Origin of the sequence: Jiangella endophytica, assembly GCF_003427025.1 — a bacterium.
Lineage (GTDB): Bacteria > Actinomycetota > Actinomycetes > Jiangellales > Jiangellaceae > Jiangella > Jiangella endophytica.
This window is the reverse complement of the sequence record NZ_QVAI01000007.1, coordinates 201173-226097: the sequence shown is the minus strand read 5'-3', so window position 1 is coordinate 226097 and position 24925 is coordinate 201173. Positions and strand designations below refer to the sequence as shown.

Annotated in this window: 20 protein-coding genes; 14 read left to right on the top strand and 6 right to left on the bottom strand. The window is 72.8% G+C overall.

The window, feature by feature from the left end:
- Nucleotides 1–27 precede the first annotated feature (27 nt).
- Nucleotides 28–1059: an L-threonine 3-dehydrogenase gene (tdh, locus tag DZA62_RS16750; protein WP_116950048.1), complete on the top strand. Its 1032-nt coding sequence runs from the start codon at nucleotides 28–30 to the stop codon at nucleotides 1057–1059.
- 14 nt (nucleotides 1060–1073) lie between these two features.
- Nucleotides 1074–2255 carry a glycine C-acetyltransferase gene (locus tag DZA62_RS16745; protein WP_116950047.1) on the top strand — a complete coding sequence of 394 codons (1182 nt, stop codon included), beginning with the start codon at nucleotides 1074–1076 and terminating at the stop codon, nucleotides 2253–2255.
- Nucleotides 2256–2980: 725 nt separating this feature from the next.
- Here the strand turns inward: DZA62_RS16745 and DZA62_RS16740 are convergent.
- Complete coding sequence (locus tag DZA62_RS16740; RefSeq protein ID WP_116950046.1) at nucleotides 2981–3436, bottom strand: winged helix-turn-helix transcriptional regulator; 456 nt, start codon at nucleotides 3434–3436, stop codon at nucleotides 2981–2983.
- A gap of 85 nt (nucleotides 3437–3521) precedes the next feature.
- On the opposite strand from DZA62_RS16740, the gene DZA62_RS16735 reads away from it, so the two are divergent.
- The gene (locus DZA62_RS16735) at nucleotides 3522–4031 is read left to right on the top strand and encodes a pyridoxamine 5'-phosphate oxidase family protein (protein ID WP_116950045.1); all 510 of its coding nucleotides are present in this window, start codon (nucleotides 3522–3524) and stop codon (nucleotides 4029–4031) included.
- On the opposite strand, the gene DZA62_RS16730 is transcribed toward DZA62_RS16735, so the two are convergent.
- Nucleotides 3989–6184, bottom strand: a complete 2196-nt coding sequence (locus tag DZA62_RS16730) for an MMPL family transporter (protein ID WP_116950044.1) — start codon at nucleotides 6182–6184, stop codon at nucleotides 3989–3991. The genes DZA62_RS16735 and DZA62_RS16730 overlap by 43 nt on opposite strands.
- Before the next feature lie 222 nt (nucleotides 6185–6406).
- Here DZA62_RS16730 and DZA62_RS16725 point away from each other — a divergent pair, with 222 nt between their 5' ends.
- Entirely contained in the window at nucleotides 6407–6784 is a 378-nt protein-coding gene (locus DZA62_RS16725) for an iron chaperone (RefSeq protein ID WP_116950136.1), read from the top strand.
- A 1-nt stretch (nucleotide 6785) separates the two neighbouring features.
- On the opposite strand, the gene DZA62_RS16720 is transcribed toward DZA62_RS16725, so the two are convergent.
- Nucleotides 6786–7928: a M20/M25/M40 family metallo-hydrolase gene (locus DZA62_RS16720; RefSeq protein ID WP_116950043.1), complete on the bottom strand. Its 1143-nt coding sequence runs from the start codon at nucleotides 7926–7928 to the stop codon at nucleotides 6786–6788.
- A 92-nt stretch (nucleotides 7929–8020) separates the two neighbouring features.
- Between DZA62_RS16720 and DZA62_RS16715 the strand changes: the two genes are divergently transcribed.
- From DZA62_RS16715 to DZA62_RS16700, 4 genes are all read left to right on the top strand, one after another.
- Nucleotides 8021–8749 (top strand): GNAT family N-acetyltransferase, encoded by a 729-nt coding sequence (locus tag DZA62_RS16715; protein WP_116950042.1) that lies wholly within the window; start codon nucleotides 8021–8023, stop codon nucleotides 8747–8749.
- Entirely contained in the window at nucleotides 8746–9378 is a 633-nt protein-coding gene (locus DZA62_RS16710) for an SIS domain-containing protein (protein WP_116950041.1), read from the top strand. The genes DZA62_RS16715 and DZA62_RS16710 overlap by 4 nt, the downstream gene beginning before the upstream one ends.
- A gap of 2 nt (nucleotides 9379–9380) precedes the next feature.
- On the top strand, nucleotides 9381–10496 hold the full coding sequence (gene menC / locus DZA62_RS16705; protein ID WP_116950040.1) for an o-succinylbenzoate synthase: 1116 nt from the start codon (nucleotides 9381–9383) through the stop codon (nucleotides 10494–10496).
- Nucleotides 10497–10703: 207 nt separating this feature from the next.
- Nucleotides 10704–12857, top strand: a complete 2154-nt coding sequence (locus DZA62_RS16700; protein WP_456298828.1) for an MMPL family transporter — start codon at nucleotides 10704–10706, stop codon at nucleotides 12855–12857.
- A 326-nt stretch (nucleotides 12858–13183) separates the two neighbouring features.
- Here DZA62_RS16700 and DZA62_RS16695 read toward each other — a convergent pair whose 3' ends face one another.
- Nucleotides 13184–13666 carry an NUDIX domain-containing protein gene (locus DZA62_RS16695; RefSeq protein ID WP_157987723.1) on the bottom strand — a complete coding sequence of 161 codons (483 nt, stop codon included), beginning with the start codon at nucleotides 13664–13666 and terminating at the stop codon, nucleotides 13184–13186.
- Nucleotides 13667–14184: 518 nt separating this feature from the next.
- On the opposite strand from DZA62_RS16695, the gene mfd reads away from it, so the two are divergent.
- Genes mfd through DZA62_RS16680 form a run of 3 tightly spaced genes read left to right on the top strand, consistent with a single transcriptional unit; the run spans nucleotide 14185 to nucleotide 19362 of the window.
- Nucleotides 14185–17829: a transcription-repair coupling factor gene (gene mfd / locus DZA62_RS16690; protein ID WP_116950037.1), complete on the top strand. Its 3645-nt coding sequence runs from the start codon at nucleotides 14185–14187 to the stop codon at nucleotides 17827–17829.
- A 55-nt stretch (nucleotides 17830–17884) separates the two neighbouring features.
- On the top strand, nucleotides 17885–18463 hold the full coding sequence (locus DZA62_RS16685) for a SurA N-terminal domain-containing protein (RefSeq protein WP_157987722.1): 579 nt from the start codon (nucleotides 17885–17887) through the stop codon (nucleotides 18461–18463).
- The gene (locus tag DZA62_RS16680; protein WP_116950035.1) at nucleotides 18460–19362 is read left to right on the top strand and encodes a MazG family protein; all 903 of its coding nucleotides are present in this window, start codon (nucleotides 18460–18462) and stop codon (nucleotides 19360–19362) included. The genes DZA62_RS16685 and DZA62_RS16680 overlap by 4 nt, the downstream gene beginning before the upstream one ends.
- A gap of 4 nt (nucleotides 19363–19366) precedes the next feature.
- Here DZA62_RS16680 and DZA62_RS16675 read toward each other — a convergent pair whose 3' ends face one another.
- A complete protein-coding gene (locus tag DZA62_RS16675) occupies nucleotides 19367–20899 on the bottom strand; it encodes a sensor histidine kinase (protein ID WP_116950034.1) in 1533 nt (510 codons plus the stop codon).
- Nucleotides 20896–21609 carry a response regulator transcription factor gene (locus DZA62_RS16670; RefSeq protein WP_116950033.1) on the bottom strand — a complete coding sequence of 238 codons (714 nt, stop codon included), beginning with the start codon at nucleotides 21607–21609 and terminating at the stop codon, nucleotides 20896–20898. The genes DZA62_RS16675 and DZA62_RS16670 overlap by 4 nt, the downstream gene beginning before the upstream one ends.
- Before the next feature lie 177 nt (nucleotides 21610–21786).
- Between DZA62_RS16670 and DZA62_RS16665 the strand changes: the two genes are divergently transcribed.
- From DZA62_RS16665 to DZA62_RS16655, 3 genes are read left to right on the top strand one after another with little or no spacing between them, the layout of a single operon-like run.
- Nucleotides 21787–23013 carry an efflux RND transporter periplasmic adaptor subunit gene (locus tag DZA62_RS16665; protein WP_116950032.1) on the top strand — a complete coding sequence of 409 codons (1227 nt, stop codon included), beginning with the start codon at nucleotides 21787–21789 and terminating at the stop codon, nucleotides 23011–23013.
- Entirely contained in the window at nucleotides 23010–23699 is a 690-nt protein-coding gene (locus DZA62_RS16660) for an ABC transporter ATP-binding protein (RefSeq protein ID WP_116950031.1), read from the top strand. Before DZA62_RS16665 ends, DZA62_RS16660 begins: the two co-directional genes overlap by 4 nt.
- Nucleotides 23696–24922, top strand: coding sequence for an ABC transporter permease (locus tag DZA62_RS16655; RefSeq protein ID WP_116950030.1), 1227 nt, complete (start codon nucleotides 23696–23698; stop codon nucleotides 24920–24922). The genes DZA62_RS16660 and DZA62_RS16655 overlap by 4 nt, the downstream gene beginning before the upstream one ends.
- Nucleotides 24923–24925 lie beyond the last annotated feature (3 nt).

Sequence of the window (24925 nt, the reverse complement as noted above, 5' to 3'; positions counted from 1 at the left end):
CCGCGACGGTGCGTTACGCTCGCGCGAGTGAGAGCACTGGTCAAGGCCGGACCCGGCGCCGGGTTGGAGTTGGCGGACGTCGCGATGCCGGTGGCGGGCGCGGGTGAGGCGCTGGTCCGGGTCCTGCGTACGGGCATCTGTGGCACCGATCTGCACATCGTGAACTGGGACCCGTGGGCGCAGGCGAACGTCCGCCCGCCGTTGGTCGTGGGGCACGAGTTCGTCGGCGAGGTGGTGGAGGTCGGTCCGGGCAGCCGCGGCGTCCAGGTGGGCGATCTCGTCTCCGGCGAGGGCCACGTCGTGTGTGAGCGGTGCCGGCACTGCCGGGCGGGGCAGCGGCACCTGTGCCCGAACACCGAGGGCATCGGCGTGCACCGTCACGGCGCGTTCGCGGAGTACATCGTGATGCCGGCGGGGAACCTGTGGCGGCATCCGGACGGCATCGATCTCGACGCGGCGGCGATCTTCGACCCGTTCGGCAACGCGGTGCACACCGCGTTGAAGTTCCCGGTGCATGGTGAGGACGTGCTGGTGGCCGGTGCCGGCCCCATCGGCATCATGGCGGCTCTGGTGGCCAGGCACGCGGGTGCGCGCAACGTCGTCATTACCGACGTCAACCCGTACCGCCTCGAGCTGGCCGATCGTCTGGGCGCCGGCACGACCGTCGACGTCCGGGCGACGACGCTGGAGGAGGTGCGCCAGCAGCTGGGCATGGCCGAGGGGTTCGACGTCGGGATGGAGATGTCGGGCGACCCGATCGCGTTGCACGACATGATCGAGTCGATGGCCAACGGCGGGCGCATCGCGATGCTCGGCCTGCCGTCGAAGGAGAGCAACGTCGACTGGTCTCGCATCGTGCTGCGCATGCTCACCATCAGCGGCATCTACGGCCGGGAGATGTACGAGACCTGGTACCAGGCCTCCGTCCTGGTCGCCGCGGGCGTCGACATCTCCCGTGTCGTGACGCACCGGTTCCCCAGCACTGAGCACGAGGCGGCGTTCGAGGCGGCGGCCAGCGGGCACAGTGGCAAGGTCATCATCGAGTGGGCGCAGCGGTAACGGAGGAGGACGCCATGTACGGAGCGATGCGCGACGAGCTGCGGAAGAACCTCGACGAGATCCGCGCGGCCGGGCTGTACAAGCCCGAGCACGTCATCGGCAGCCCGCAGAGCGCCCGGGTCACGCTGGCCGACGGCCGCAGCGTCCTGAACATGTGTGCCAACAACTACCTCGGGCTGGCCGACGACCCCGGCCTGATCGAGGCGGCCAAGCGCGGCCTCGACGAGTGGGGCTTCGGCATGGCGTCGGTGCGGTTCATCTGCGGCACGCAGACCATCCACACCGACCTGGAGCGGAAGATCTCCGACTTCCTCGGCACCGACGACACGATCCTGTACGGCTCGTGCTTCGACGCCAACGGCGGGTTGTTCGAGACGCTGCTCGGCCCCGACGACGCCGTCATCTCCGACGCGCTCAACCACGCGAGCATCATCGACGGCATCCGGTTGTCGAAGGCGCGCCGGCTGCGCTACGCCAACGCCGACATGGCCGAGCTGGAGGCGCGGCTGAAGGAGGCGAGCGACGCCCGGTTCCGGCTGATCGCCACCGACGGCGTGTTCTCCATGGACGGCTACCTCGCGCCGCTGGACCGCATCTGCGATCTCGCCGAGCGGTACGACGCGCTGGTCATGGTCGACGACTCGCACGCGGTCGGGTTCATCGGCGAGCACGGTGGCGGCACGCCCGACCACTTCGGCGTCGCCGACCGTGTCGACATCGTCACCGGCACGCTGGGCAAGGCGCTGGGCGGCGCCAGCGGCGGCTACACGTCCGGGCGCACGGAGATCGTGGAGTACTTGCGGCAGCGGTCGCGGCCGTACCTGTTCTCCAACTCCGTCGCGCCGTCCATCGTCACCGCGGCGACCGCGGTCCTGGACCGGCTGGCTTCCGGCGGCGAGCTGCGTGCCCGGCTGCGCGAGAACACCGAGTTCTTCCGCGCGGAGATGACGGCGCTCGGGTTCGACGTGCTGCCCGGCACGCACCCGATCGTCCCGGTCATGATCGGCGACGCCACCCGCGCGGCCCGGTTGTCGGAGCTGCTGTTCGACGAGGGGGTCTACGCGGTCAGCTTCAGCTACCCGGTGGTCCCGCACGGCGCGGCCCGCATCCGCACCCAGGTGTCGGCGGCGCACAGCATCGACGACCTGCGCGCGGCCACCCAGGCGTTCGTCCGGGCCCGCGACGCCCTCGGCTGAGTCCGCCGGGCGGCGCCGCGTGGTGTCCACGGGGTGAGACTTCCCGGCGATCCGGGAGCCATGCCTAGGACTGTGTTCGCTCTGCGAGGCATGCATGCCTGGTGGTGCGGGATGACGCCTGGTGGGGTAGCGGATCGTTGATGATCATCGTCGCCCACTTTCCGGCATACGGGGCACAACGGGAGCTAGGCGGGTGTGTGGCGGGTGTGGCGGGGAGTGAGGCGTGCCCAGATCCTCCCCGTCCCTCTGATAGCTGCCCGTTCTTGGCCGCGGGCGTGCGGGTCGAGCGGTCGTCGTCGGCGCGAAGCGCCCGTCAGTCCGCTTGAGGCGCACGGTCGCGGCAAGAGAATGGGCGGCAGGGGGACGGGGAGCCCCAGCCACCTGACGATCCAGCCCACTGACGACCCTGCGACCCGGCCGACTCGGCGAGCCCGGCCGACTCGGCGCACCCCAGCCAACCCCGCACCCCGGCCAACCCGCGACCGGCCACCTCGGGCCCCGGCCAACTCGGCGAGCCCGGCCAACCCCGGCCGACTCGGCGCACCCCAGCCAACCCCGCACCCCAGCCAACCCGCGACCGGCCACCTCGGGCCCCGGCCAACTCGGCGAGCCCGGCCGACCCCGGCCGACTCGGCGCACCCCAGCCAACCCCGCACCCCGGCCAACCCGCGACCGGCCACCTCGGGCCCCGGCCGACTCGGCACACCCTCAGTCCACTTCCTCGCTCACCGGCGAGCGCCCGGGCCCTCATCAACCTCGACGTCGTCGCCGTGCAGCGGCTCGCCGCAGTGCGAGCAGCGCACCTCGGCGTGCACGTGCTCGCCGCACGCGCGGTGTCGCAGCAGCGTCGGCGGGCCGGCGGCGCCCGCCGTCCAGCGATCGCCCCAGGCGCTGATCGCCATCAGCACCTCGGTCAGTTCCAGCCCTTTCGCCGTGAGGGCGTACTCGTGCCGTGGCGGCCGGTCGGAGTACTGGCGGCGCTCCAGCACGCCGTGCCCGACCAGCCAGGTGAGCCGTTCGGTGAGCACCTTGCGGGAGATGCCGAGGTCGCGCTGCAGCTCGTCGAACCGGCGGATGCCGACCCACACGTCGCGGATGATCAGCGGCGACCACGGCTCGCCGGCGATGTCGAGCGTCCGGGCGATCGAGCAGGTCATGTCGCCGAAATCGGTCCGCTGCATGCCGCACCTCCAGTCAGTTGCTTGAAGGAACTTACTACGCTAGCGTCCGTCTCCTCAAGAAACTAACCTCAGCTCAGGAGGCGCCATGAGCCCGACCACCGAGTTCCTGTTCCGGCCCGAGGACGCTACGCCGATGAGTACGGACGAGTCCGACCTCTTGGCCTGGCCGGTGGCCGCCGAGGGGTTCGCCGCCGCCCCGAAGTACTGGCTGGCGACGGGGCGGGCGAGCGGGCGGCCGCACGTCATGCCGGTGCTCGGCGTCTGGCTGGGCGACGCGTTCGCGGTCAGCACTCGGCCGGGCTCGGTGAAGGGCCGCAATCTGCTCCGCGGCGGCGGCTGTGTCGTCACCGCGGCGACGGACGCCGGCGACCTCGTGCTCGAGGGCGCCGCCCGCCACGTCACCGACCCCGCACGGCAGGCGGCCGTCGCTGCCGCGTTCGTCGCGAAGTACGACTGGCGCTTCGGCCTGCGCGACGGCCGCGCCTACGACGACAGCCTGCCGGGCTCGCCGGAGTACGCGTTCTTCGAGATCGCCCCGGCGAAGGGCTTCGGCTACGGTTCCGACGGGCTGACGGCGACCCGTTGGCGGTTCTGATCCTCCAGTGCGCCGGTGAGCCGGGCGCCCTCGATGTCGACGTTCGGCAGCAGCCGGTCCAGCCAGCCGGGCAGCCACCACGCGCGGTCGCCGACCAGTGCGAGCACCGCCGGCACGATGGTCATCCGCACGACGAACGCGTCGACGGCGATCGCGACGGCCAGCGCGAAGCCCAGCTGCCGGATGTCGGCCGCCTCGTTCAGCACGAATCCGCCGAAGACGCTGATCATGATGATGGCCGCCGCCGAGACGACCCGCGCGCCGTGGCCGAAGCCCGTCGTGACCGCGCCGACCGCCGGCTCGCCGTGCACGTACGCCTCGCGCATCCGCGTCACCAGGAACACCTCGTAGTCCATGGCCAGGCCGAACACGATGCCGACGACGATGATCGGCAGCATGCTGTTGATCATGCCGACCTCGTCGACGCCCAGGCCGGTCAGCCAGCCCCACTGGAACGCGGCGACCATCGCGCCGAACGTCGCCGCCATCGTCAGCAGGAAGCCGAGCGTCGCCTTCACCGGCACGACCAGCGACCGGAACGCCAGCATCAGCAGCACGAACGACAGCCCGACGACGACCAGCAGGTAGGGCAGCAGTGCCTGTGACATCCGCTCGGAGAAGTCGATGTACAGCGCGGTCAGCCCGGTGACGAGGACGGTGGATCCGGCGGGCGCGTTCGGCCCGGCGAGCTCGGCGCGGATGGTCTCGACCAGCCGCTCGGTCTCCGGGCTGGACGGCCCGCTCGCCGGGACGACCGTGATGACGGCGGTCCGGCCGGCCTCGTCCGGCTCCGGCGGAGTGACCATCGCGACGCCGTCCAGGTCCTGCAGCCCCGCCGCGACGTCCGCCGCCGCGGCCTCGGCGCCCTCACCGTCGACGATCACCAGCAGCGGCCCGTTGAAGCCCGGCCCGAACCCCTCGACGGTGAGGTCGTAGGCCTGCCGCTGCGTGGTGCCGGCCGGGTAGGTGCCCTCGTCGGGCAGCCCGAACCGGGCGTCCAGCACCGGCAGCGCGAGGACGGCGAGGCCGGCGACGCTCGCCGTCAGCGCCACGACCGGGTGGCGGGTGATCAGGCCGGCCCACCGGCGGCTCGCCCGCGGCACGTCGTCGTCCTCCGGGTCGCCGGCCCGGGAACGCAGTCCCGGCAGGCGCGACAGCATCCGCCGTCCGGCGAACCCGAACAGCGCCGGCAGCAGGGTCAGCGCGATGACGACGGCGATCGCGACGGTGACGGCGGCGGCCAGGCCCATCTCCGTCAGCATCGGGATGCCGACGACGGACAGCCCGGCCAGCGCGATGACGACGGTGAGCCCGGCGAACACGACGGCCGTGCCGGCGGTGCCGATGGCCCGGCCGGCCGCCTCGTCGCCGGGCAGGCCGGTGGCCAGTTCGTGGCGGTACCGCGAGGCGATGAACAACGCGTAGTCGATGCCGACGGCGAGGCCGAGCATGGTCGCGAGGATCGGCGTGATCGTGCTGAGGTCGACGAACGCCGTGGCCGCGGTGACCAGTGCGACACCGACGCCCACGCCGATGACGCCGGTGAGCAGCGGCATGCCGGCCGCGAGCAGCGATCCGAACGTGATGACCAGCACCAGCGCGGCGACGGCGATGCCGAGCAGCTCGCTGCCCAGCTCCGGTTCCGGCTCCGCCGCGGTGCCGGCCAGTTCGACCCGCAGGCCGGAGTCGCGGGCGGTCTCGACGGCGTCGTCGAGCGTCTCGCGGGTCTGCGCCTCCAGCGAGAAGAAGTCGACGACGTACGTGACCTCGGCCAGCGCCACCCGGCCGTCCTCGGACACCAGGCCGGCGGCGAACGGGTCGACGATCTCGGCGACCTGCGGGCCGGCGTCGATCTGCGCGACGGCGTCGGCGATGGCCTGCTGATGGGCCGGGTCGGTGACGGTGCCGCCGTCGGGCGCCGCGAACACCAGCCGCGCCGCCGCTCCGTCCGGCGAGGAGCCGGGGAAGCGCTCCTGCAGCAGGTCGAACGCCTCCTGCGACTCGGTGCCCGGGATCGCGAACGAGTCCGCCGTCGGGCTGGACAGCGTCGCCGCGGCCACTCCGGCGAGTGCGATCACCGCCAGCCAGACGGCCCCGACCAGGCGGCGGCTCCGATACGAGAACCGCCCGATCCGGTACAGCAGGGTTGCCACGACAGCCTCCGACAGTCACTTGACTTAGAACGTCTCTGCTTTCTGAGAGTAACTGTCAGATTGTTCACCGCACAAGACCGGTCAGGTTTCGAGAAGCGGCGACCCCGGTCCGCTCCCTAGCCTGGACGAGTCAGAACGGCTCACGCAGGGGGAGGAGATCGAGTGAACACGCAGAAGTCCGGCAGCACCTACGAAGGGTTCGACGAGGCGGAGCGCGCCGCGATGAAGGAGCGGGCCAAGGAGCTCAAGAAGGGCAGGAAGAGCAAGGTCGACCCGGAGGTCGACCTGCTGGAGAAGATCGCCGAGATGCCCGACGAGGACCGCGTGCTCGCCGAGCGGATCCACGCCCTCATCAGCGCCGAGGTGCCCGAGCTCTCGCCGCGGACGTGGTACGGGCAGCCCGCCTACGCCAAGGGCGGCAAGGTCCTCTGCTTCTTCCAGGCCGCGGCGAAGTTCGGCACGGACTACGCGACGTTCGGCTTCAACGAGGCGCCGCTGCTCGACAACGGCACCATGTGGCCGACCGCGTTCGGCCTGCGGGAACTGACGCCCGCCGACGAGGAGCTGCTGGTCTCGCTGGTGAAGAAGGCCGCCGGCTAGCCTAGAGCTCCGCCAGCACGGCGGCGACCAGCCGGGCCCGCTCGGCCAGCGACGCGATGACCACCTGCTCGTGGACGGCGTGTGCGCCGGCGCCGAGCGGGCCGAATCCGTCGAGCGTCGCGACGCCGAGCGACCCGGTGGTGTTGGTGTCGGCGCCGCCCGCCGCGGGGGAGCCGTCGATCCGCTGACCCACGCTCGCGGCGGCCCGCCGGACGGTGCCGAGCAGCCCGGAGGTGGTGTCGTCCGGCGCCCAGGTCGGCCGCCGCGACAGCACCTCGGCGGTCACGGCCGCGCCGGCCCGGATCGGGCGCAGCGACGTCAGCCCGTCCAGCACGACCCGCTCGGACTCGGCGTCGGCGAAGCGCAGTCCGATGTCGGCGTGCGCGGCCGCCGGCACGACGTTGGTGCGGCCGCCGCCGGCGACGGTGCCGACGTTGCACAGCACGTCGCCCGGTGCGTGCCGGACGATCGACCGGATCAGGATCAGCTGGTCGACCAGCTCGTCGACCGCGGAGGCGCCGGCGTCCGGGTCGAGTGCGGCGTGTGCCTCGACGCCGTCGACGGCCAGCCGCAGCCGGGTGCTGCCGCGCCGCCCGGCCTTCAGTGAGCCGTCCGGGTGCGGAGACTCGAACCCGAGCGCGGCGACGGCGTCGCGCGCGGCCTCGGCGACCAGGGCGCTCGCGGTCGGCGAGCCGACCTCCTCGTCGGCCACCACGACGACCCGCACCGGCGGGTGGCCGGCACCGCCGGCCTCGTGCGCGGCGCGGGCCAGCTCGAGCGCGGTCTCCATGACGACCAGGCCGCTCTTCATGTCGTAGGCGCCGGGTCCGTGCGCGACGCCGTCGGCGACCCGCCACGGCATCGGCCCGTCCAGCTGGCCGGCCGGCCATACGGTGTCGTGGTGGCCGAGGAACAGCACCGGCGCGGCATCGGCCTTCGCGCCCCGGCCCGGGTGGTCCATGACCAGGTGGTCGCCGCCGGGCGCGGCGACCCGGCGCGTCGTCGCGCCCAGCTCGCGGTGCCGCGCCAGCAGAACCTCGCCGAGCGCGTCCAGCCGTGCGGCGTCGCCGGTGGGCGTCTCGTGCCGGACGTAGCCCTCCAGGCGGGTGAGCAGCGCGTCGAGGTCTGGTGCGGTACCGTTCATAGTGCGACTATACGTTCCGTATCATCGTCAGTGTGGTCGGTTGACGGGTTGTAGTACGCGACTTGCGATCCGTATCTGCACCTAGGAGGGCTATGACCCCGCGCGTCGAGCGACTCCGGTCCGCCGCCGACCTCGCCTCCGCCGCACGGCTGTACCGCGAGGTGTTCGGTTACCAGGACCCCGCGCAATCGGTGAACCCGCGGCTGCTCGCCTCGCTGGCGGCCAACGGGGGCTCGGTGGTCGGCGTCCGCGGCGACGACGGCGAGCTGATCGCGTTCGCGTACGGCTTCGTCGGCATGGAGGGCGGCGCGGTCTACCACTACTCCCAGGCCGCCGTCGTCGCGGCCGGGCAGCAGGGCCGCGGGCTCGGCCGGGCGCTCAAGCGTGGCCAGCGCGAGGTCGCCCTGGCCGGCGGGCAGACCCGCATGCGCTGGTCGTTCGACCCGTCGGTGGTCCGCAACGCGCACTTCAACCTCGACGTGCTGGGCGCGGCCGGGCGGTGGTTCCGGCCGAACTTCTTCGGGCAGCCCGACACCGACCGGTTGATCGTCGACTGGGACCTCGACGACGACCGGCGGGTCCGCGAGGCGCCGCCGCCGGCCGAGCCGCCCGCCGGCCTCGCCGACCCGGCCGGCTGGCTGCGGCCCCGGCCGGCCGGCCCCGACATCTGGCTGCCGCTGCCGCTGACCTCCACTCCGGAGCAGCGGCGCGAGCTGGGCGCCGTCATCGGCTCGCTGATCGTCGAGGGCTCGGCCGCGGTGTCCTGCGTCCGGGTCTCGCCCGAGACCGGCGCCTATCGTTTCGTCCGGGGTGCGTCATGACCGAGCTGACCAGTCCGTCGCAGCGGTTCGGCGCCCGGCTGCAGCGGCCGTCGTCGGCGGCGGCGCTGCAGACTCGCGTGATCGAGCAGGAGACCAAGACGCTGGCCGAGGCGTTCGCGCGCGTCACGGCCGACGGCACGGTGGCGGCCGCCGCGGCGACGGTGGTCGCGGCCCGCCGCCGGTTCGTCGCGGGCACCGGCAAGTCGTTCGCGTACGCCTCGCTGCTCGCCGTCGACCTGTCCGCGGGGCTGTCCAACGTCACGCTGGTCGACGGCACCCTGGTCCGCCACGTCGACGTGCTGGCCGACGTCCGCGAGTCCGACGTGCTGGTGGCGGTCTCGCTGCGCCGGTATCGCCGCGAGACCATCGCGCTGGCCCGGCGGTTCGCGGCCGCGGGCGGCGCCGTCGTCGCCGTCACCGACACCGCGGACTCGCCGCTCACCACCGTCGCCGGGCAGTCCATCGTCGTGCCGACCGCGAGTGCCTCGTTCGCCGACTCGCCCACCGCCGTCGCCGCCGTCGTCCACCTGCTCGCCACGCTCACCACCGCCAGCGCGAAGGGCGCCCGCCGCCGGCTGGCCGAGCGCGACCGGCTCGCCCACGACCTCGAGCTCTACTGGGAGGACTGACCGTGCGCGTCACCCATGCGTCCCTGCACCTGGTCCGGCTGCCGCTGGTGCACCGGTTCCGCACCAGCTCGCACGCCAAGGACCACCTCGACCACATCCTCGTCCGGCTCACCGACGAGTCCGGCGCGGCCGGCTGGGGCGAGATCGCCTCGGCGTCAGATCCGTTCTACTCGCCGGAGACGGTCGACACCTGCTGGCTGGTCGCCGAGCGGTACCTGCTGCCGGCGGTCGTCGGCGCCCGCTGGGAGGACCCCGCCGAGGTGGCCGGTCTGTGGGCGAAGGTGCGCGGCCACCAGTTCGCCAAGGCCGGGGTCGACATCGCGGCGTGGACGCTGTGGTCGCTGTCGGGCGGGGTGTCGCTGGCGACGGCGCTCGGTGGCGTTCGCGACTCGGTGGTCGCCGGGGTGTCGCTGGGCATCGAGCCGACGATCGACGACCTGCTGGCCCAGGTCGGCAAGCACGTCGACGCCGGCTACCCGCGGGTGAAACTGAAGATCGCCCCCGGCTGGGATGTCGAACCGGTGCGCGCGGCGCGGTCGTCCTTCCCGGACCTGCAACTGCACGTCGACGCCAACGGCGCCTACGGCGAGTCCGAGGAGGAGGTGCGGGCGCTGCGCGCGCTGGACGAGTACGGGCTGTCGATGATCGAGCAGCCGTTCGCGCCGCGGAACCTGCTCGCGCACGCCGCCCTGCAGCGCGACATCGAGACCCCGGTCTGCCTCGACGAGTCCATCGACACGCTCGACGACCTGCGGACGGCGGTCGTGCTGGGCGCGCTGAAGGTGCTCAACATCAAGGTGTCCCGGCTGGGCGGGCTCGGCCCGGCGGTGGCCGCGCACGACCTCGCGGCCGAGCACGACATCCCGGTCTGGTGCGGCGGCATGCACGAGTTCGGCGTCGGCCGGGCCGCCAACGTCGCGCTGTCCAGCCTGCCCGGCTTCACCCTCCCGTCCGACGTGTCCGCCTCGGACAAGTACTACGAGCGCGACGTCGTCACGCCGCCCATCACCGCGTCCGCCGGGGTCGTCGAGGTGCCCACCGGCCCCGGCCTCGGCCACGTCGTGGACGAGGCGTTCGTGCAGGCCAGCGAGGTGCGCACGGTCGAACTCAGGGCCTGACCCCAGGTCCTCCCCAGGCCGGAACCGGGGGATACCCCCAGGACGAATCGGGGGTATTCCGGGTTACCGGGCGGACCCGGCGCGGCGAGAGTGAGGAGCGACTTCACCGGACTCACGCCGACGGGACGCACCATGACCACGACCATCCCACTCGACCGACCGCCAGTACCGACTCCGCAGCAGCCACCGCCGCCACGCCACGGCCTGGTGGTGCGCGTCGCCCGTTGGAGCGCGACGCACAAGTGGCTCGCCATCGTCCTCTGGCTCGTGTTCGTCGCGGCCGCGATCGTCGGCGGCGGCGCCGTCGGCTCCAAGGAGGTGGCGGACGGCGACCAGGGCGTCGGCGCCTCCGCCGGGGCCGACAAGGCGCTGCTCCAGGCCGACTTCGACGACCCGTTCACCGAGTCCGTGCTGGTCCGGTCCGCCGAGGGCGGCGCCGTCGACACCGGCTCGGACGCCGTCACGACGCTCACCGCCGGCCTGGCCGCCGCGCGGGGCGTGGCCGGAGTGTCCGACCCGCAGGTGTCCGAGGACGGCACGGCCGCGCTCTACGAGGTGACGCTCGACATCCCCGCGGGCACCGACGCCGAGGAGGAGGACGCCGCGAGCGCGGCGGCCGCCGAGATCGGCCGGGTCGTCGACGGGGCCGACGGGTCGCTGACGGTCGGGCAGGTCGGCGACGCCTCGCTGGGCGAGGCACTGGACCAGGTCTACGAGGACGACCTGCAGCGCGCCGAGTATCTGTCGCTGCCGGTCAGCCTGCTGATCATGCTGGTGGTCTTCGGCGCGCTGATCGCCGCCGCGGTGCCGGTGCTGCTGGCGCTGTCGTCCGTGGTCGCGGCCATGGGGTTGTCGGCGTTCGCGTCGTACATCGTGCCGTCGACCGACATCCTGGCCTCGGTCGTCCTGCTGGTCGGCATGGCCGTCGGCGTCGACTACTCGCTGTTCTACGTCCGCCGCGAGCGCGAGGAGCGCGAGAAGGGCCGCGGCACGATGGACGCCGTCGCGGTCGCCGCCGCCACGTCCGGCCGGGCCGTCGTGGTCTCGGGCATCGCCGTCATCATCGCGATGGCCGGCATGTTCTTCGCCGGTGAGGCGACCTTCCAGTCGCTGGCCGTCGGCACCATCCTGGTCGTCGCGGTGGCCGTCGTCGGGTCCGTGACGGCGCTCCCGGCGCTGCTGGCGATCTTCGGCCGCTGGATCGACCGGCCGCGCGTCCCGCTGCTGTGGCGGTTGCGCCGGCGCGACGGCGGCGAGCCGCGGGTGTGGCGGGCGGTGCTCGGCCCGGTGCTGCGGCACCCGAAGACGGCGCTGGTCGCGGGCCTGCTGGCGCTGCTCGCGCTGGCGGCTCCGGCGCTGGGCATGAAGCTGTCGCAGCCCGGCATCTCCGACCTGTCCAAGGACGTGCCCGAGGTGCAGACGTATGACGCCATCACGACGGCGTTCCCGTCCGAGGGCGCGGCGCACGACGTCGCCGTCTGGACGCCCGACGGCTCGCCGCTGGACACCGCGGCCGTCGGCCGCGCCGTCGCCGGCCTGAACGACGCCGTCGCCGCCGACCCGGAGTTCGCCGCCGGCGAGGGCCTGGTCGCGGAGTACTCGGTCGACGGATCGGTGGCCCGCATCGACGTGCCCGTTCCGTACGAGCACGACGACGAGCGCGCCGAGGACTCGCTGCGGACGCTGCGCGACGACCTCGTCCCGGCCGCGTTCGGCGACGTGTCCGGCGTCGAGACCGGCGTCACCGGGATGACCGCGGGCAACGTCGACTTCCGCGGCCTGCTGGCCGACCGGATGCCGATCGTCATCGGGTTCGTCCTGCTGATGACCATCGTCGTGCTGGTCATGGCGTTCCGGTCGCTGGCGGTGGCGCTGACCGCCGCGGGCCTGAACCTGCTCTCCGTCGCCGCCTCCTACGGGCTGCTGACGCTGGTCTTCCAGAACAGCTGGGCCGAGGGGCTGCTCGGCTTCGAGTCCACCGGCGCGATCATCACCTGGCTGCCGCTGTTCCTGTTCGTGATCCTGTTCGGCCTGTCGATGGACTACCACGTGTTCGTCGTCAGCCGGATCCGCGAGGGCGCCAAGGCCGGCATGTCGACCCGCGAGGCGGTCCGCACCGGGATCATCCGCTCCGCCGGGGTCGTCACCAGCGCCGCGGTGGTCATGGTGGCGGTCTTCGCGATCTTCGCGACGCTCGGCGCCATCGACTTCAAGCAGCTGGGCGTGGGCCTGGCCGCGGCGATCCTCATCGACGCGACCATCGTCCGGGCCGTGCTGCTGCCGTCGATCATGGCGCTGCTGGGGGAGCGGAACTGGTGGCTCCCGAAGCCGCTGCGGCGGCTCCCGGCCCTGGAGCACTGACGCCAGTTGATCACGTTGAGTTGGTGTGCTCCCGCCTTCACCAGGCATGCATGCCTGGTGAAGCGGGAGCACGCATGCTCAACGTGATCCGCCCCCGGAGGCCGCATGCGAGCAACTCCTGACGGCGGTGTGGCTGAGGGACAGGTGCAGCCATGGCGACCCGGATCCCGCAACCATCCACGACGTACTCGCGGCGGCACACCGTGGGCCATGCGCCGCTGGCCCGGCCAGTGCGACGTCGTAGGAGTCCGGGAAGACGCAGCTGGTGGCGTCGTTCACCTCAGAATGAGCAGGCGTATGGCGTCGCGGGACGACTACCGGTCCGGCTACTCCGACCAGCCATCCACGACCAGATGCCGCACCTGCTCAAGATGCCCATTGGCGAGGACGTCGCGCACCGCGAAGGGCCGCAGATCGACCGATCCCAGTGTGTCGAGGGGAAGCCATTCCTGCACGATGTGCCCCTCGCGGCTCTTGACCTCGATGGTGTCGAGGGTCGCCCACACGTAGTGCTCCAAGGCGTGGATTCGACGGCCCGCATGAACGAAGCGGTTCTCAACGACGAAGAGGTAACGCCAGGAGACCAGGCAAGCGGTCGTCTCCTCCTCGATCTCCTGTCGCAGCCGACTCTCGAAGGTGTCGCCGGCCTCATACTCGCCGCCGATGAACGCGTAGTTGCCACCCGGGGCGGAGTCGGCGGGGCGCTGCACGAGAACGCTGCTGTCGTGCACAACAATCGCCCGCACACTTGGGCGGACGAGGTGACGCGCGGCAACAGCAGCGAAGAACCGATCTTCGCGTTCGGACATGGCGCACAGGCTAGCGCGAGCCCCTACGTGCCCGATCGGGCGATTCGAGGCCTCGGGCAGAAGGACCACGAGGCCGGCCGCTGGATAGCCGCCACCAACCTCTCGGGGTCCCGCTCGTCGCTCAGGATGCGATTTCGCTGACGTTGACCGCCTGGGGCTGATTATTCGGCTATGACCAGCCCAGGGCCGTCAGCAGAGAGTCAGCCCCAGCCCGACCACGTCGGCCGGAAGGGGAGACCACCGGCCGGCATCATGGCTCGTCATCAACGACTCCACACGGCACCGGACTCCGCCGTCCGCGGCACGACACGGTGCCGTCAGGCGCCCTGCTCGTCGTTCGTATCAGGAGGAGAGGCACCAGGCAAAGGTCCTGGCCGGCCGGACAGGTAAAGCCCGACGGAGTGCTCCCGGCCGCGAAGCGCACTCACGTTGTCGGCGGAACGTCGTAAGCTCGTAGGTACCAACCCCCCCACCCCAGCAGGTGTAGGGGCATGTCTGCGTGCCCGGAAGGTCTACCGATGACTCTCAGCGGTTTGCTGTCCGCCCTGCTCGGCGACGACGGCGACCCCACCCTGCGCTCGGCCGTCGCCGATGCGCGCACGGGTGCGGTCACCGCCCTCGACCTCACCGCGCCGCCGGCGTTGCGCCCGTTCGTGGCGGGAGCCATCGCCGCCGACGGTGCCGGAGCGGGCCGGACGGTGCTCGCCGTCACCGCCACCGGACGCGAGGCCGAGGACCTCGCCACCGAGCTGCGCTGCCTGCTGCCGCCGGAGTCCGTCGTCGAGTACCCGGCGTGGGAGACGCTGCCGCACGAGCGCCTGTCGCCGCGCAGCGACACCGTCGGCCGGCGGCTGGCGGTGCTGCGCCGGCTGGTTCACCCCGAGCAGGAGTCCGGCGGACCGGTGAAGGTCGTCGTCGCTCCGGTGCGCAGCGTGCTGCAGCCGCAGGTCGCCGGGCTGGCCGAGCTGCGCCCGGTCGCGCTGCGGCCCGGCGACGACGTCACCCTCGACGCCGTCGTGGAGCAGCTGGCCGCGGCGGCGTACGTCCGTGTCGACCTCGTGGAACGACGCGGCGAGTTCGCCGTCCGCGGCGGCATCGTCGACGTGTTCCCGCCGATCGAGGAGCACCCGCTGCGGGTCGACTTCTGGGGCGACACCGTCGAGGAGATCCGCTACTTCACCGTCGCCGACCAGCGCTCCACCGACGTCGCCGAGCATGGGCTGTGGGCGCCGCCGTGCCGCGAGCTGCTGCTCACCGACGACGTCCGGCGGCGCGCGGCCGCGCTCGCGCACGAGCATCCCGAGCTGGGCGAGATGTTGGAGAAGATCTCCGCCGGCATCGCCGTCGAGGGCATGGAGTCGCTGGCACCCGTGCTGGTCGACGACATGGAGATGCTGATCGACCTGCTGCCCGCCGGCACCCACGTGCTGGTCTGCGACCCCGAGCGGGTCCGTACCCGGGCGCACGACATGGTCGCCACCAGCCAGGAGTTCCTCGACGCGTCGTGGGCCGCGGCGGCCGGCGGCGGCACGGCGCCGATCGACCTCGGCGCGGCGGCCTACCACACGCTCGGCGACGTGCGGGCGCAGGCGATCCGGCAGGGACTGCCCTGGTGGAGCCTGAGCTCCTTCGGCCTCGGCGGCACCGACGATGTTCCGGCGCGGCCGGAGAAGCAGGAGCTCGACGCCGACCTCTACGCCGTCGACCTCGGTGAGGACCTCGTGACGGCCGGGGCCGTCGACACCCGCGAGGTGGACGTCCGCCCGGCCGAGACCTACCGCGGCGACACCAAGCGCGCCGTCGCCGACCTCTCCGGCTGGCTCGCCGGCGGGGGCCGCGCCGTTCTCGTCACCGGCGGTCACGGCACCGCCGAGCGGGTCGTCGAGGTGCTGGGCGAGTCCGAGGTCCCGGCACGCTACGTCGCCGACGTCGACACCGCGCCCGAGCCGGGCGTCGTCCTCGTCGCGACGGGCGGCCTGAAGCACGGGTTCATCGCGAACACGGCGCTCCTCGCGGTGCTGACCGAGGACGACCTCACCGGGCAGCGGGTGTCCACCAAGGGCACCACCCGCATGCCGAGCCGGCGCCGCAACCAGGTCGACCCGCTTCAGCTCAAGCCGGGCGACTACGTCGTGCACGACCAGCACGGTGTCGGCCGCTACGTCGAGATGACCAGCCGGACGGTGCAGGGCGCCACCCGCGAGTACCTCGTCGTCGAGTACGCCCCGTCCAAGCGCGGGCAGCCGGCCGACCGGCTGTACGTCCCGACCGACCAGCTCGACCAGGTCACCAAGTACGTCGGCGGCGACGCCCCCAGCCTCGACCGCATCGGCGGCAGCGACTGGGCCAAGCGCAAGGGCCGCGCCCGCAAGGCGGTCAAGGAGATCGCCGCCGAGCTGATCAAGCTGTACGCCGCCCGCCAGGCCGCGCCCGGCCACGCGTTCGGCCAGGACACCCCATGGCAGCGCGAGCTGGAGGACGCGTTCCCGTACGTCGAGACCGCCGACCAGCTGTCCACCATCGACGAGGTCAAGGCCGACATGGAGCGCGAGATCCCGATGGACCGCGTCATCGCCGGCGACGTCGGCTACGGCAAGACCGAGATCGCGGTGCGGGCCGCGTTCAAGGCGGTCCAGGACGGCAAGCAGGTCGGCGTGCTGGTCCCGACGACGCTGCTGGTCGGCCAGCACCTCGCCACGTTCTCGGAGCGGTTCGCCCCGTTCCCGGTCACCATTCGAGCGCTGTCGCGGTTCCAGTCCGACGCCGAGGCGGCCGAGACCATCGAGGGACTGCTCGACGGCACCGTCGACGTCGTCATCGGCACCCACCGGCTGATCACCGGCGACGTCCGGTTCAAGGACCTCGGCCTGCTCATCGTCGACGAGGAGCAGCGCTTCGGCGTCGAGCACAAGGAGAAGCTCAAGCACCTGCGGGCCAACGTCGACGTGCTGACCATGTCGGCGACGCCGATCCCGCGGACGCTCGAGATGTCCATCACCGGCATCCGCGACATGTCCGTGATCACCACCCCGCCGGAGGAGCGGCACCCCGTCCTCACCTATGTGGGCGGGTACGACGAGAAGCAGGTCGGCGCGGCCATCCGGCGCGAGCTGATGCGCGACGGCCAGGCGTTCTTCGTGCACAACCGGGTCGAGACGATCGAGAAGGTGGCGGCCCGGCTGCGCGAGCTGGTCCCGGAGGCGCGGATCGACACGGCACACGGCCAGATGGGCGAGCACGCGCTCGAACAGGTCATCAACGCGTTCTGGCAGCGCGAGATCGACGTGCTGGTGTGCACCACCATCGTCGAGACCGGCCTCGACATCTCCAACGCCAACACCCTCGTCGTCGACCGGTCCGAGCGGCTCGGCCTGTCGCAGCTGCACCAGCTGCGCGGCCGGGTCGGGCGCGGCCGCGAGCGGGCGTACGCGTACTTCTTCTACCCGCGCGAGACGCCGCTGACCGAGGAGGCGCACGAGCGGCTGGCCACCATCGCGCAGCACTCCGACCTCGGCGCCGGTATGCAGGTCGCCATGAAAGACCTCGAGATCCGCGGCGCCGGCAACCTGCTGGGCGGCGAGCAGTCCGGCCACATCGCCGACGTGGGGTTCGACCTCTACGTGCGGCTGGTCGGCGAGGCGGTCGCCGACTACCGCGGCGACGGCGCCGAGGCCATGCCCGAGGTCCGCATCGAGCTGCCGGTCGACGCGCACATCCCGCACGACTACGTCGCCAGCGAGCGGCTGCGGCTGGAGGCGTACCGGCGGCTGTCCGAGGCGGTCGACGACGCCGCCGTCGACGCCGTGCTCGAGGAGCTGGAGGACCGCTACGGTGCGCCTCCGGAGCCGGTCGAGAACCTGCTGGCGGTGGCCCGGTTCCGGGCGCACGCACGGCGCGCGGGGCTGTCCGAGGTCACCGTCCAGGGCACCTACATCCGGTTCGCTCATGTCGAGCTGGCCGACTGGCAGCGGGTCCGGCTGGGCCGCCTGTACCCGAAGTCACTGGTCAAGGACGCCGTCGGCACCATGCTGGTGCCCCGGCCGCGGCCGACGACCATCGGCGCGCCCCAGCTGCGCGGCGTCGAGCTGCTGGCCTGGGCGAAGACCGTCATCGACGACGTCATCGCCCACCAGCCCGACGTGGCCGGAACCCGGGCTGGATAGGATGCGCGCGGGCATCGTCCACGCCGCCGCAGGCCGAACTACGAAGAGGATCACCGTGTCGACCATCCGCCGTATCGTCATCGCGTCCCTCGCCGCGGCCAGCGCCGTCGCGCTGACCGCGTGTGACTCCGAGCAGATCGGCGCGGCCGTCGTCATCGACGGCGACCGGTTCACCGTCGACGACCTGCAGAACGAGGTCCAGCACGCCGAGCGGCTCGAGGGCTTCGACGTCCAGGCGGCCGGCGGCATGCCCGCGTTCCAGCGCACCGTCCTGACCCGGCACATCCAGCACGAGATCTTCCTGCGGCTGGCCGCCGACGAGGACATCCAGGTCAGCGAGGCCGACATCGACGACGCCATCGACGAGATCTCGGCGCAGGCGCCCGGTGGCGACATCGACGCTGCGCTCGCGCAGGCCGGGTACACCGAGCAGGCGTTCCGGGCCGGCGTCGCCGACCAGCTGATCGCGCAGGCCTACGCCGACGAGACCGGCGCCGACAACGCCGGGCTGACCCAGGCCCTCGTCGACCTCGGCGACCAGCTGAACGTCGACGTCAACCCGCGCTACGGCACGTGGGGCGAGGACCTCGCCGTCAGCGCCGACACGGGCTCGATCTCCGAACCCGCTTCGTGAGCCTGGTCCTGCTCGCCACCAGCCCGCGGGTCGCGCCCGGGCTGCTCTCCGCCGCGGCGTGGGACGCGCTGCGTTCCGGCCCGGTGTACGTCGCCGACGAGGCGCACCCGCAGGTCGCGGCTCTGCGCGCGGCCGGCATCGAGGTCGCCGTGGCGCCCACGCCACCGGCCGGTGCCGTCGTGTGGCTGCTGCCGCCCGGCGACGGCGGCGCGGCGTTCCCGGACGCCCTGGTCGTCGTCGGATCCGAGGATCTGCCCGGCGCGCGGCTGCTCGACCTCGTCGCCGTCATGGACCGCCTCCGCTCGCCCGGCGGCTGCCCCTGGGACGCCGAGCAGACGCACCGCAGCCTGGCCACGTATCTGCTGGAAGAGACCTACGAGACGCTCGAGGCGATCGAGTCCGGCGACGACGACGATCTGCGCGAGGAGCTCGGCGACCTGCTGCTGCAGGTGGTGTTCCACGCCCGGCTGGCGCAGGAGCGGCCGTCGGGGCCGTGGGGCATCGACGAGGTCGCGGCCGGCATCGCCGACAAGCTGGTCCGCCGGCATCCGCACGTCTTCGGCGACGCCCAGGCGGCGACGGCGTCCGACGTCGGTGAGCGGTGGGAGCGGCTGAAGCGCGAGGAGAAGAACCGCACGTCCGCCGTCGACGGCGTGCCGCTCGCCCAGCCTGCTCTGTCGCTGGCCGCCAAGCTCGTCCACCGGGTCGAGAAGGCCGGCGTCGCGGTCCCGGCGCCGTCGTCGCCCGGAGGCTCGCCGGAGTCGGCCGAGGAAGTCGGCGACGCGTTGTTCGCGCTGGCCGCGGCCGCCCGCGACCGCGGCATCGATCCCGAGCAGGCGCTGCGCGACGCCGCGCGCCGCTACGTCGCCGCCGTCCAGGCCGCCGAAGCGGCCGGCTGAGCCGTCACCTGTCCGGCGCGGCCTCCAGTTCCAGCCGGGCCGGCGCGGTGTCGTGGTGCTCGTCGCCGCCGGCCGGCGGGAGCAGCACGCTGAACGTCGCGCCCTCGCCCGGCGTGGAGCGCAGCTCGACCCGGCCGCCGTGCGCCGTCACCAGGGCGGCGACGATGGACAGGCCGAGCCCGCTGCCGCTGTGCCGGGTGCCGTCGGACCGCGACCGCGACGGGTCGGCGCGGTAGAACCGCTCGAACACGTGGGCGGCATCGGCGTCGGCCAGGCCGGGCCCGTCGTCGCGCACCTCCAGCAGCGCCCAGCCGTGCGGGGTGCCGCCGACGTGGACGTCGACGACGGTTCCCGGCGGAGTGTGGACGGTGGCGTTGCGGACGAGGTTGTCCACGACCTGACGCAGCCGCAGCACGTCGCCGATGAGCGGCGGCACCGGGCGGGCGTCGACGTGCAGCCGCAGGTCGTGGTCGCGGGCCACGACACGGGCCTGCAGCACCGACTCGACGACGAGCTCGATCAGGTCGACCGGCGCGCGGGCGATCACCGGCTGCTGGTCCAGCCGCGCGAGCAGCAGCAGGTCGTCGACCAACAGCCCCATCCGGGCCGCCTCGTCCTCGACCCGGCGCAGCAGCCGGCCCACCTCGGCGTCGTCGCGCACCACGCCCTGCCGGTACAGCTCGGCGAAGCCGCGGATCGAGGTGAGCGGGGTACGCAGCTCGTGGCTGGCGTCGGCGATGAACCGGCGCATCCGCTGCTCGGACTCGCGCGCCTCCCGCTCGGAGACGCGGCGGGCGAGGAACGCCGACTCGATCTGCCCGAGCATCGTGTTGAGCGAGGCGGACAGCCGGCCGACCTCGGTGCGGGGGTCGCGCGGCGGGATGCGACGGCTCAGGTCGCCGGCGGCGATCGCCTCGGCGGTGTGCTCGACCTCCTCCAGCGGTCGCAGCCGGGTGCGCACCGTCCACCACGCCAGCCCGGCCAGCGCCGCCAGCGCGAGCACCGCGACGACCCCGTCGATCAGCAGTAGCCGGTCGACCGTCGCGGTGACGTCGTTCAGCGGCTGGCCGACCGCGACCGAGCCGCCGCCGTCGTCGCGGTCCACCACCAGGACCCGCCAGGTCCCGTCGCCCTCGACCGCGTCGACGGTGAACGGCGTGCCCTCCAGGTCGGGGGCCGTCTCGGAGTCCAGCGTCGGCAGCTGCGGCCCGGGTCGCTCCGTGGTGTCGTCGTCGGTGCTCCAGACGGGGGTGCCGTCCGGTGCGAAGGCCGTGATGCTGTAGTCGGCGAGCGGCCGGATCGGGCGCGGGTCCGGCTCGATCGGGCCGGGCCGGAGCTGCCCCGTGAACGGGCGGGTGGCCTGCCGCAGCTGGTCGTCGGTGCGGTCCATCAGATAGCCGCGCAACACCCCCGCCGCGATGACACTGGTGGCCAGCACCGTCACGGCGGCCAGCGCCACGACCACCAGCAGCAGTTGGGCGCGCAGCGGGGTGCGGTCCCGCCGGGCCTGCCAGGCTCGGACCAGCCGCGAGCTCATGGGCTGTCTCGCGGCAGCCGCAGGACGTAGCCGACGCCGCGCACCGTGTGCAGCAGCTTGGGCGTGCTCTGGTCGAGCTTGCGGCGCAGGTAAGACATGTAGGACTCGACGACGGCCGCGTCGCCGCCGAAGTCGTAGGACCAGACGTGGTCGAGGATCTGGGCCTTGCTGAGCACCAGGCCCTGGTTGGCCAGGAAGTAGCGCAGCAGCTTGAACTCCGTCGGCGACAGGTCGACGGAGCGGCCGGCCTTCCACACCTCGTGCCGGTCGTCGTCGAGCTCGAGGTCGGCGTAGGACAGCCGTGCCGTGGCCTCGCCGAGGACGCTGCCCCGGGAGCGGCGCAGGATGGCCCGGATGCGGGCCACCACCTCCTCGAGGCTGAACGGCTTGGTCACGTAGTCGTCCGCGCCGATCGTGAGGCCCGTGACGCGGTCCTCACCGGCGTCCTTCGCGGTGAGGAACAGTACCGGCACGTCGACGCGGTGGCTGCGCAGCTGCCGCACCACGCTGAAGCCGTCGAGGTCCGGCATCAGCACGTCGAGTACCACGAGGTCGGGCTGTTCGGCGAGCACCAGGTCCAGCGCCTGCCGTCCGCTGCGCGCCGTCGTCACCTCGAACCCGGCGTAGCGCAGGCTGGCGGCGAGCAGTTCGACGATGTTCGGCTCGTCGTCCACGACGACGAGGCGTCCGTCCGGTTCCCGTGCGGCCATGGGCCGCACGCTGCCGGTCCCGCCTGAGAGATCGCTGGCAGTCGGCTGGGAGTTTCCTGTGAATGCCGTTCACAGGTCGTTGCCAGGTTCGTCCCAGGACCGTGCCAGGTAGAGCACCGATCGTGGTCGGGCACGCGGCCAGCGAGCCGCTCCGACACGTGAGGGGAAGCCGGACAGGTGCGGCTGCTACCGAAGTCCCGTCGAGCACGACGGGCGATCGTTCTGCTGGGCACGACGGCGGCCGCGGTCGCCGTCGCCGGCGCGGCCTGGGCGGTGACACAGGACGATCCGGCCACGACGCCGTCGTCGACCACCGCGGAGGCGGCCGTCGGCACCTACCAGGAGACCGTGACCAGCACCGGCACCTTCCAGCCGGCCCAGACCGCGGAACTGTCGTTCGCCGTGAGCGGCGAGGTGCTCTCCGTCGACGTGGCCGAGGGCGACGTCGTCACGGCCGGCCAGGCACTGGCCACCGTCGGCACCGCCACCCTGGAGGCCGAGCTGGCGGCGGCCGAGGCGACGCTGGACGCGGCGCGGGAACGGCTGGACTCCGACACCGACGCCGGCGCGACGGACACCCAGCTGGCCGCCGACGAGGCGTCGGTCGCGGCCGCGGAGTCGCGGGTGGCGCAGGCCGAGGAGGCGCTGGACAACGCGACGCTGCGGTCGACGATCGCCGGCACCGTGGCAGCGGTGGAGCTCGTCGTGGGCGACGAGGTCGGTGGCGGGTCGTCGGGGTCGTCCGCCGACGCCGGCATGACCGGAGGCACCGACCCGTCGGCGTCGGCGTCGGCCGGCACGGGCGCGCAGATCACCGTGATCACGACCGACGCGTTCGTCGTCGAGACCAGCGTGGGCAGCGCCGATCTGGCCCGCCTGCAGCAGGGCCTGCAGGCTGAGCTGACGCCGTCCGACGGCGGCGAGGTCGTCTACGGCACGGTCGGCTCGATCGGGCTGGTGGCCTCCGACTCGGGCTCCGGCACCGCGACGTTCCCGGTGGAGATCGCGGTGACCGGTCCGGTCGAGGGGGTCTACGCCGGTGGCAGCGCCGACGTGTCGATCATCGTGGAGCAGCGCGCCGACGTGCTCACCGTGCCGAGCGCCGCGGTCACCACCGCCGACGGCGCGACCACCGTCACCATCGTGGCCGACGACGGCTCGCACGTCGAGACGCCGGTCGAGATCGGCAGCAGCTTCGGCATGCAGACCGAGATCGTCAGCGGCATCGAGGCCGGCGACGAGGTCGTCGTCCCGCTCGCGACCGGCCGCGGCGACGGCGGCGGCGGTGACGGCGGCGAGCAGCCGCCGGGCGGCCGCTTCCCGGGCGGTGAGCTCCCCGGTGGTGGCTTCCCCGGCGGCGGTGGCTTCCCCGGTGGCGGCCTCCAGGGTGGAGAACAGGGGTGACGGGCGCGGTCCTGCGGCTCGACGAGGTCGGCAAGTCCTACCAGACCGGGACGCTGCACGTCGACGCACTGCGCGGCATCGACCTGGCCATCGACGAGGGTGAGTACGTCGCGATCATGGGACCGTCCGGCTCCGGCAAGTCGACGCTGATGCACATCCTCGGCTGCCTCGACACCCCGACGTCGGGCAGCTACCGGCTGGTCGGCGTGGACGTCGGCGAGCTGAGCGAGGACGAGCTCGCGCAGGTTCGCAACCGGCTCATCGGGTTCGTGTTCCAGCAGTTCAACCTGCTGGCGCACCTGACCGCGCTGCGCAACGTCGAGCTGCCGCTCGCTTACGCCGGTGTGCCGGGTGAGCAACGGCGACGCCGGGCGCTGGCCGCGCTGGACCGCGTCGGCCTGGCCGACCGGGTGGACCACCGGCCGCGCGAGCTGTCCGGCGGGCAGCAGCAGCGGGTCGCGATCGCCCGCGCGCTGGTCACCGATCCCGCGCTGATCCTGGCCGACGAGCCGACCGGCAACCTGGACTCGCGCTCGACCCGCGACGTGCTCGCGCTCTTCGACGAGCTGCACGACCAGGGCCGCACGATCGTGCTGATCACGCACGAGGAGGAGGTCGCCGCCGAGGCGCAGCGGGTGCTGCGCATCCACGACGGCGAGCTGCGGACGCCGGCGGTGAGCCGATGAACTGGACCGACACGCTGCGCACCGGCTGGGAGGCGGTCCGCACGCATCGGCTGCGCTCGCTGCTCACCGTCGTCGGCATCCTCATCGGCATCGCCTCGGTGATCCTCACCATCGGCTTCGGGCAGGGCGCCCAGGCCGAGGTCCGGGCGCAGATCAGTGCGCTCGGCAGCAACCTGCTCATCGTCACGCCGGGCAGCACCACCGACGCGTCCGGTCTGCGCGGCGGCAGCGGCTCGGCCACCACTCTCACCATGGACGACGCCGAGGTGCTGGCGTCGGAGGTGGTCGCGCCGGACGTCGCCGCCGTCGCCCCGGTGAGCGGCGGCCCGCAGTCGCTGACGTCCGGCGGCACCAACTGGACCGCCACCGTCAACGGCACCACGCCGTCCTGGCTGGACGTGCGGAACCGGAGCCTGAGCTCGGGCCGGTTCCTCACCCACCAGGACCTGGAGAACGAGGCCGCGGTCATGGTGCTCGGGCCGGACACCGCGAGCGAGCTGTTCGGCCCGCTGGACGCCGTCGGGCAGACCGTCATGGCCGGCGGCGCTGCGTTCACGGTGGTGGGGGTGCTGGACTCCGTCGGCTCCTCCTCATCGGCCGACGAGGACGACCTGGCACTCGTGCCGGCGTCGACGGCGTCGTCGCGGCTGTCCGGCGGGTCCGCGTCGGTCTCGACGATCTACGTGGAGGCGTCGTCGTCCGACCGGCTGTCGGCGGCGTACCAGGAGGTCGACGCGGCGCTGGCCACCGCGCACGGACTCACCGCCGGCGACGAGCCCGACTACACCATCTCCACGCAGGAGTCACTGCTGGAGACCGCGACCGAGACCGATCGGACGCTCACCGTCCTGCTGGCGGGCATCGCCGGGATCTCGCTGGTCGTGGGCGGCATCGGCGTCATGAACATCATGCTGGTCTCCGTCACCGAGCGGATCCGCGAGATCGGCCTGCGCAAGGCGCTCGGCGCCACCCCCACCGTGATCCGGCGGCAGTTCCTGCTGGAGGCGTCCGTCCTTGGGCTGGCCGGCGGGCTGCTCGGCGCCGGCCTCGGCGTGCTCGGCGCCGAGCTGCTGCCGCGATTCATCGACCAGCCGGTCGAGATCTCGATCCCCGCGACTGCCGGCGCGGTCGCGATGGCCCTGGCGGTCGGCGTCGGGTTCGGCGTCTATCCCGCCGGCCGGGCCGCCCGGCTCGCCCCCATCGACGCGCTACGCAGCGAATGAACC

Bases quoted from the DNA above. Each gene is read 5' to 3' on its own strand.
- DZA62_RS16745 (WP_116950047.1), top strand. From the start codon at position 1,074: ATGTACGGAGCGATGCGCGACGAGCTGCGGAAGAACCTCGACGAGATC.
- DZA62_RS16740 (WP_116950046.1), bottom strand. From the start codon at position 3,436: ATGCAGCGGACCGATTTCGGCGACATGACCTGCTCGATCGCCCGGACG.
- DZA62_RS16735 (WP_116950045.1), top strand. From the start codon at position 3,522: ATGAGCCCGACCACCGAGTTCCTGTTCCGGCCCGAGGACGCTACGCCG.
- DZA62_RS16725 (WP_116950136.1), top strand. From the start codon at position 6,407: ATGAAGGAGCGGGCCAAGGAGCTCAAGAAGGGCAGGAAGAGCAAGGTC.
- DZA62_RS16720 (WP_116950043.1), bottom strand. From the start codon at position 7,928: ATGAACGGTACCGCACCAGACCTCGACGCGCTGCTCACCCGCCTGGAG.
- DZA62_RS16715 (WP_116950042.1), top strand. From the start codon at position 8,021: ATGACCCCGCGCGTCGAGCGACTCCGGTCCGCCGCCGACCTCGCCTCC.
- DZA62_RS16710 (WP_116950041.1), top strand. From the start codon at position 8,746: ATGACCGAGCTGACCAGTCCGTCGCAGCGGTTCGGCGCCCGGCTGCAG.
- DZA62_RS16695 (WP_157987723.1), bottom strand. From the start codon at position 13,666: ATGTCCGAACGCGAAGATCGGTTCTTCGCTGCTGTTGCCGCGCGTCAC.
- mfd (WP_116950037.1), top strand. From the start codon at position 14,185: ATGACTCTCAGCGGTTTGCTGTCCGCCCTGCTCGGCGACGACGGCGAC.
- DZA62_RS16675 (WP_116950034.1), bottom strand. From the start codon at position 20,899: ATGAGCTCGCGGCTGGTCCGAGCCTGGCAGGCCCGGCGGGACCGCACC.
- DZA62_RS16670 (WP_116950033.1), bottom strand. From the start codon at position 21,609: ATGGCCGCACGGGAACCGGACGGACGCCTCGTCGTCGTGGACGACGAG.
- DZA62_RS16655 (WP_116950030.1), top strand. From the start codon at position 23,696: ATGAACTGGACCGACACGCTGCGCACCGGCTGGGAGGCGGTCCGCACG.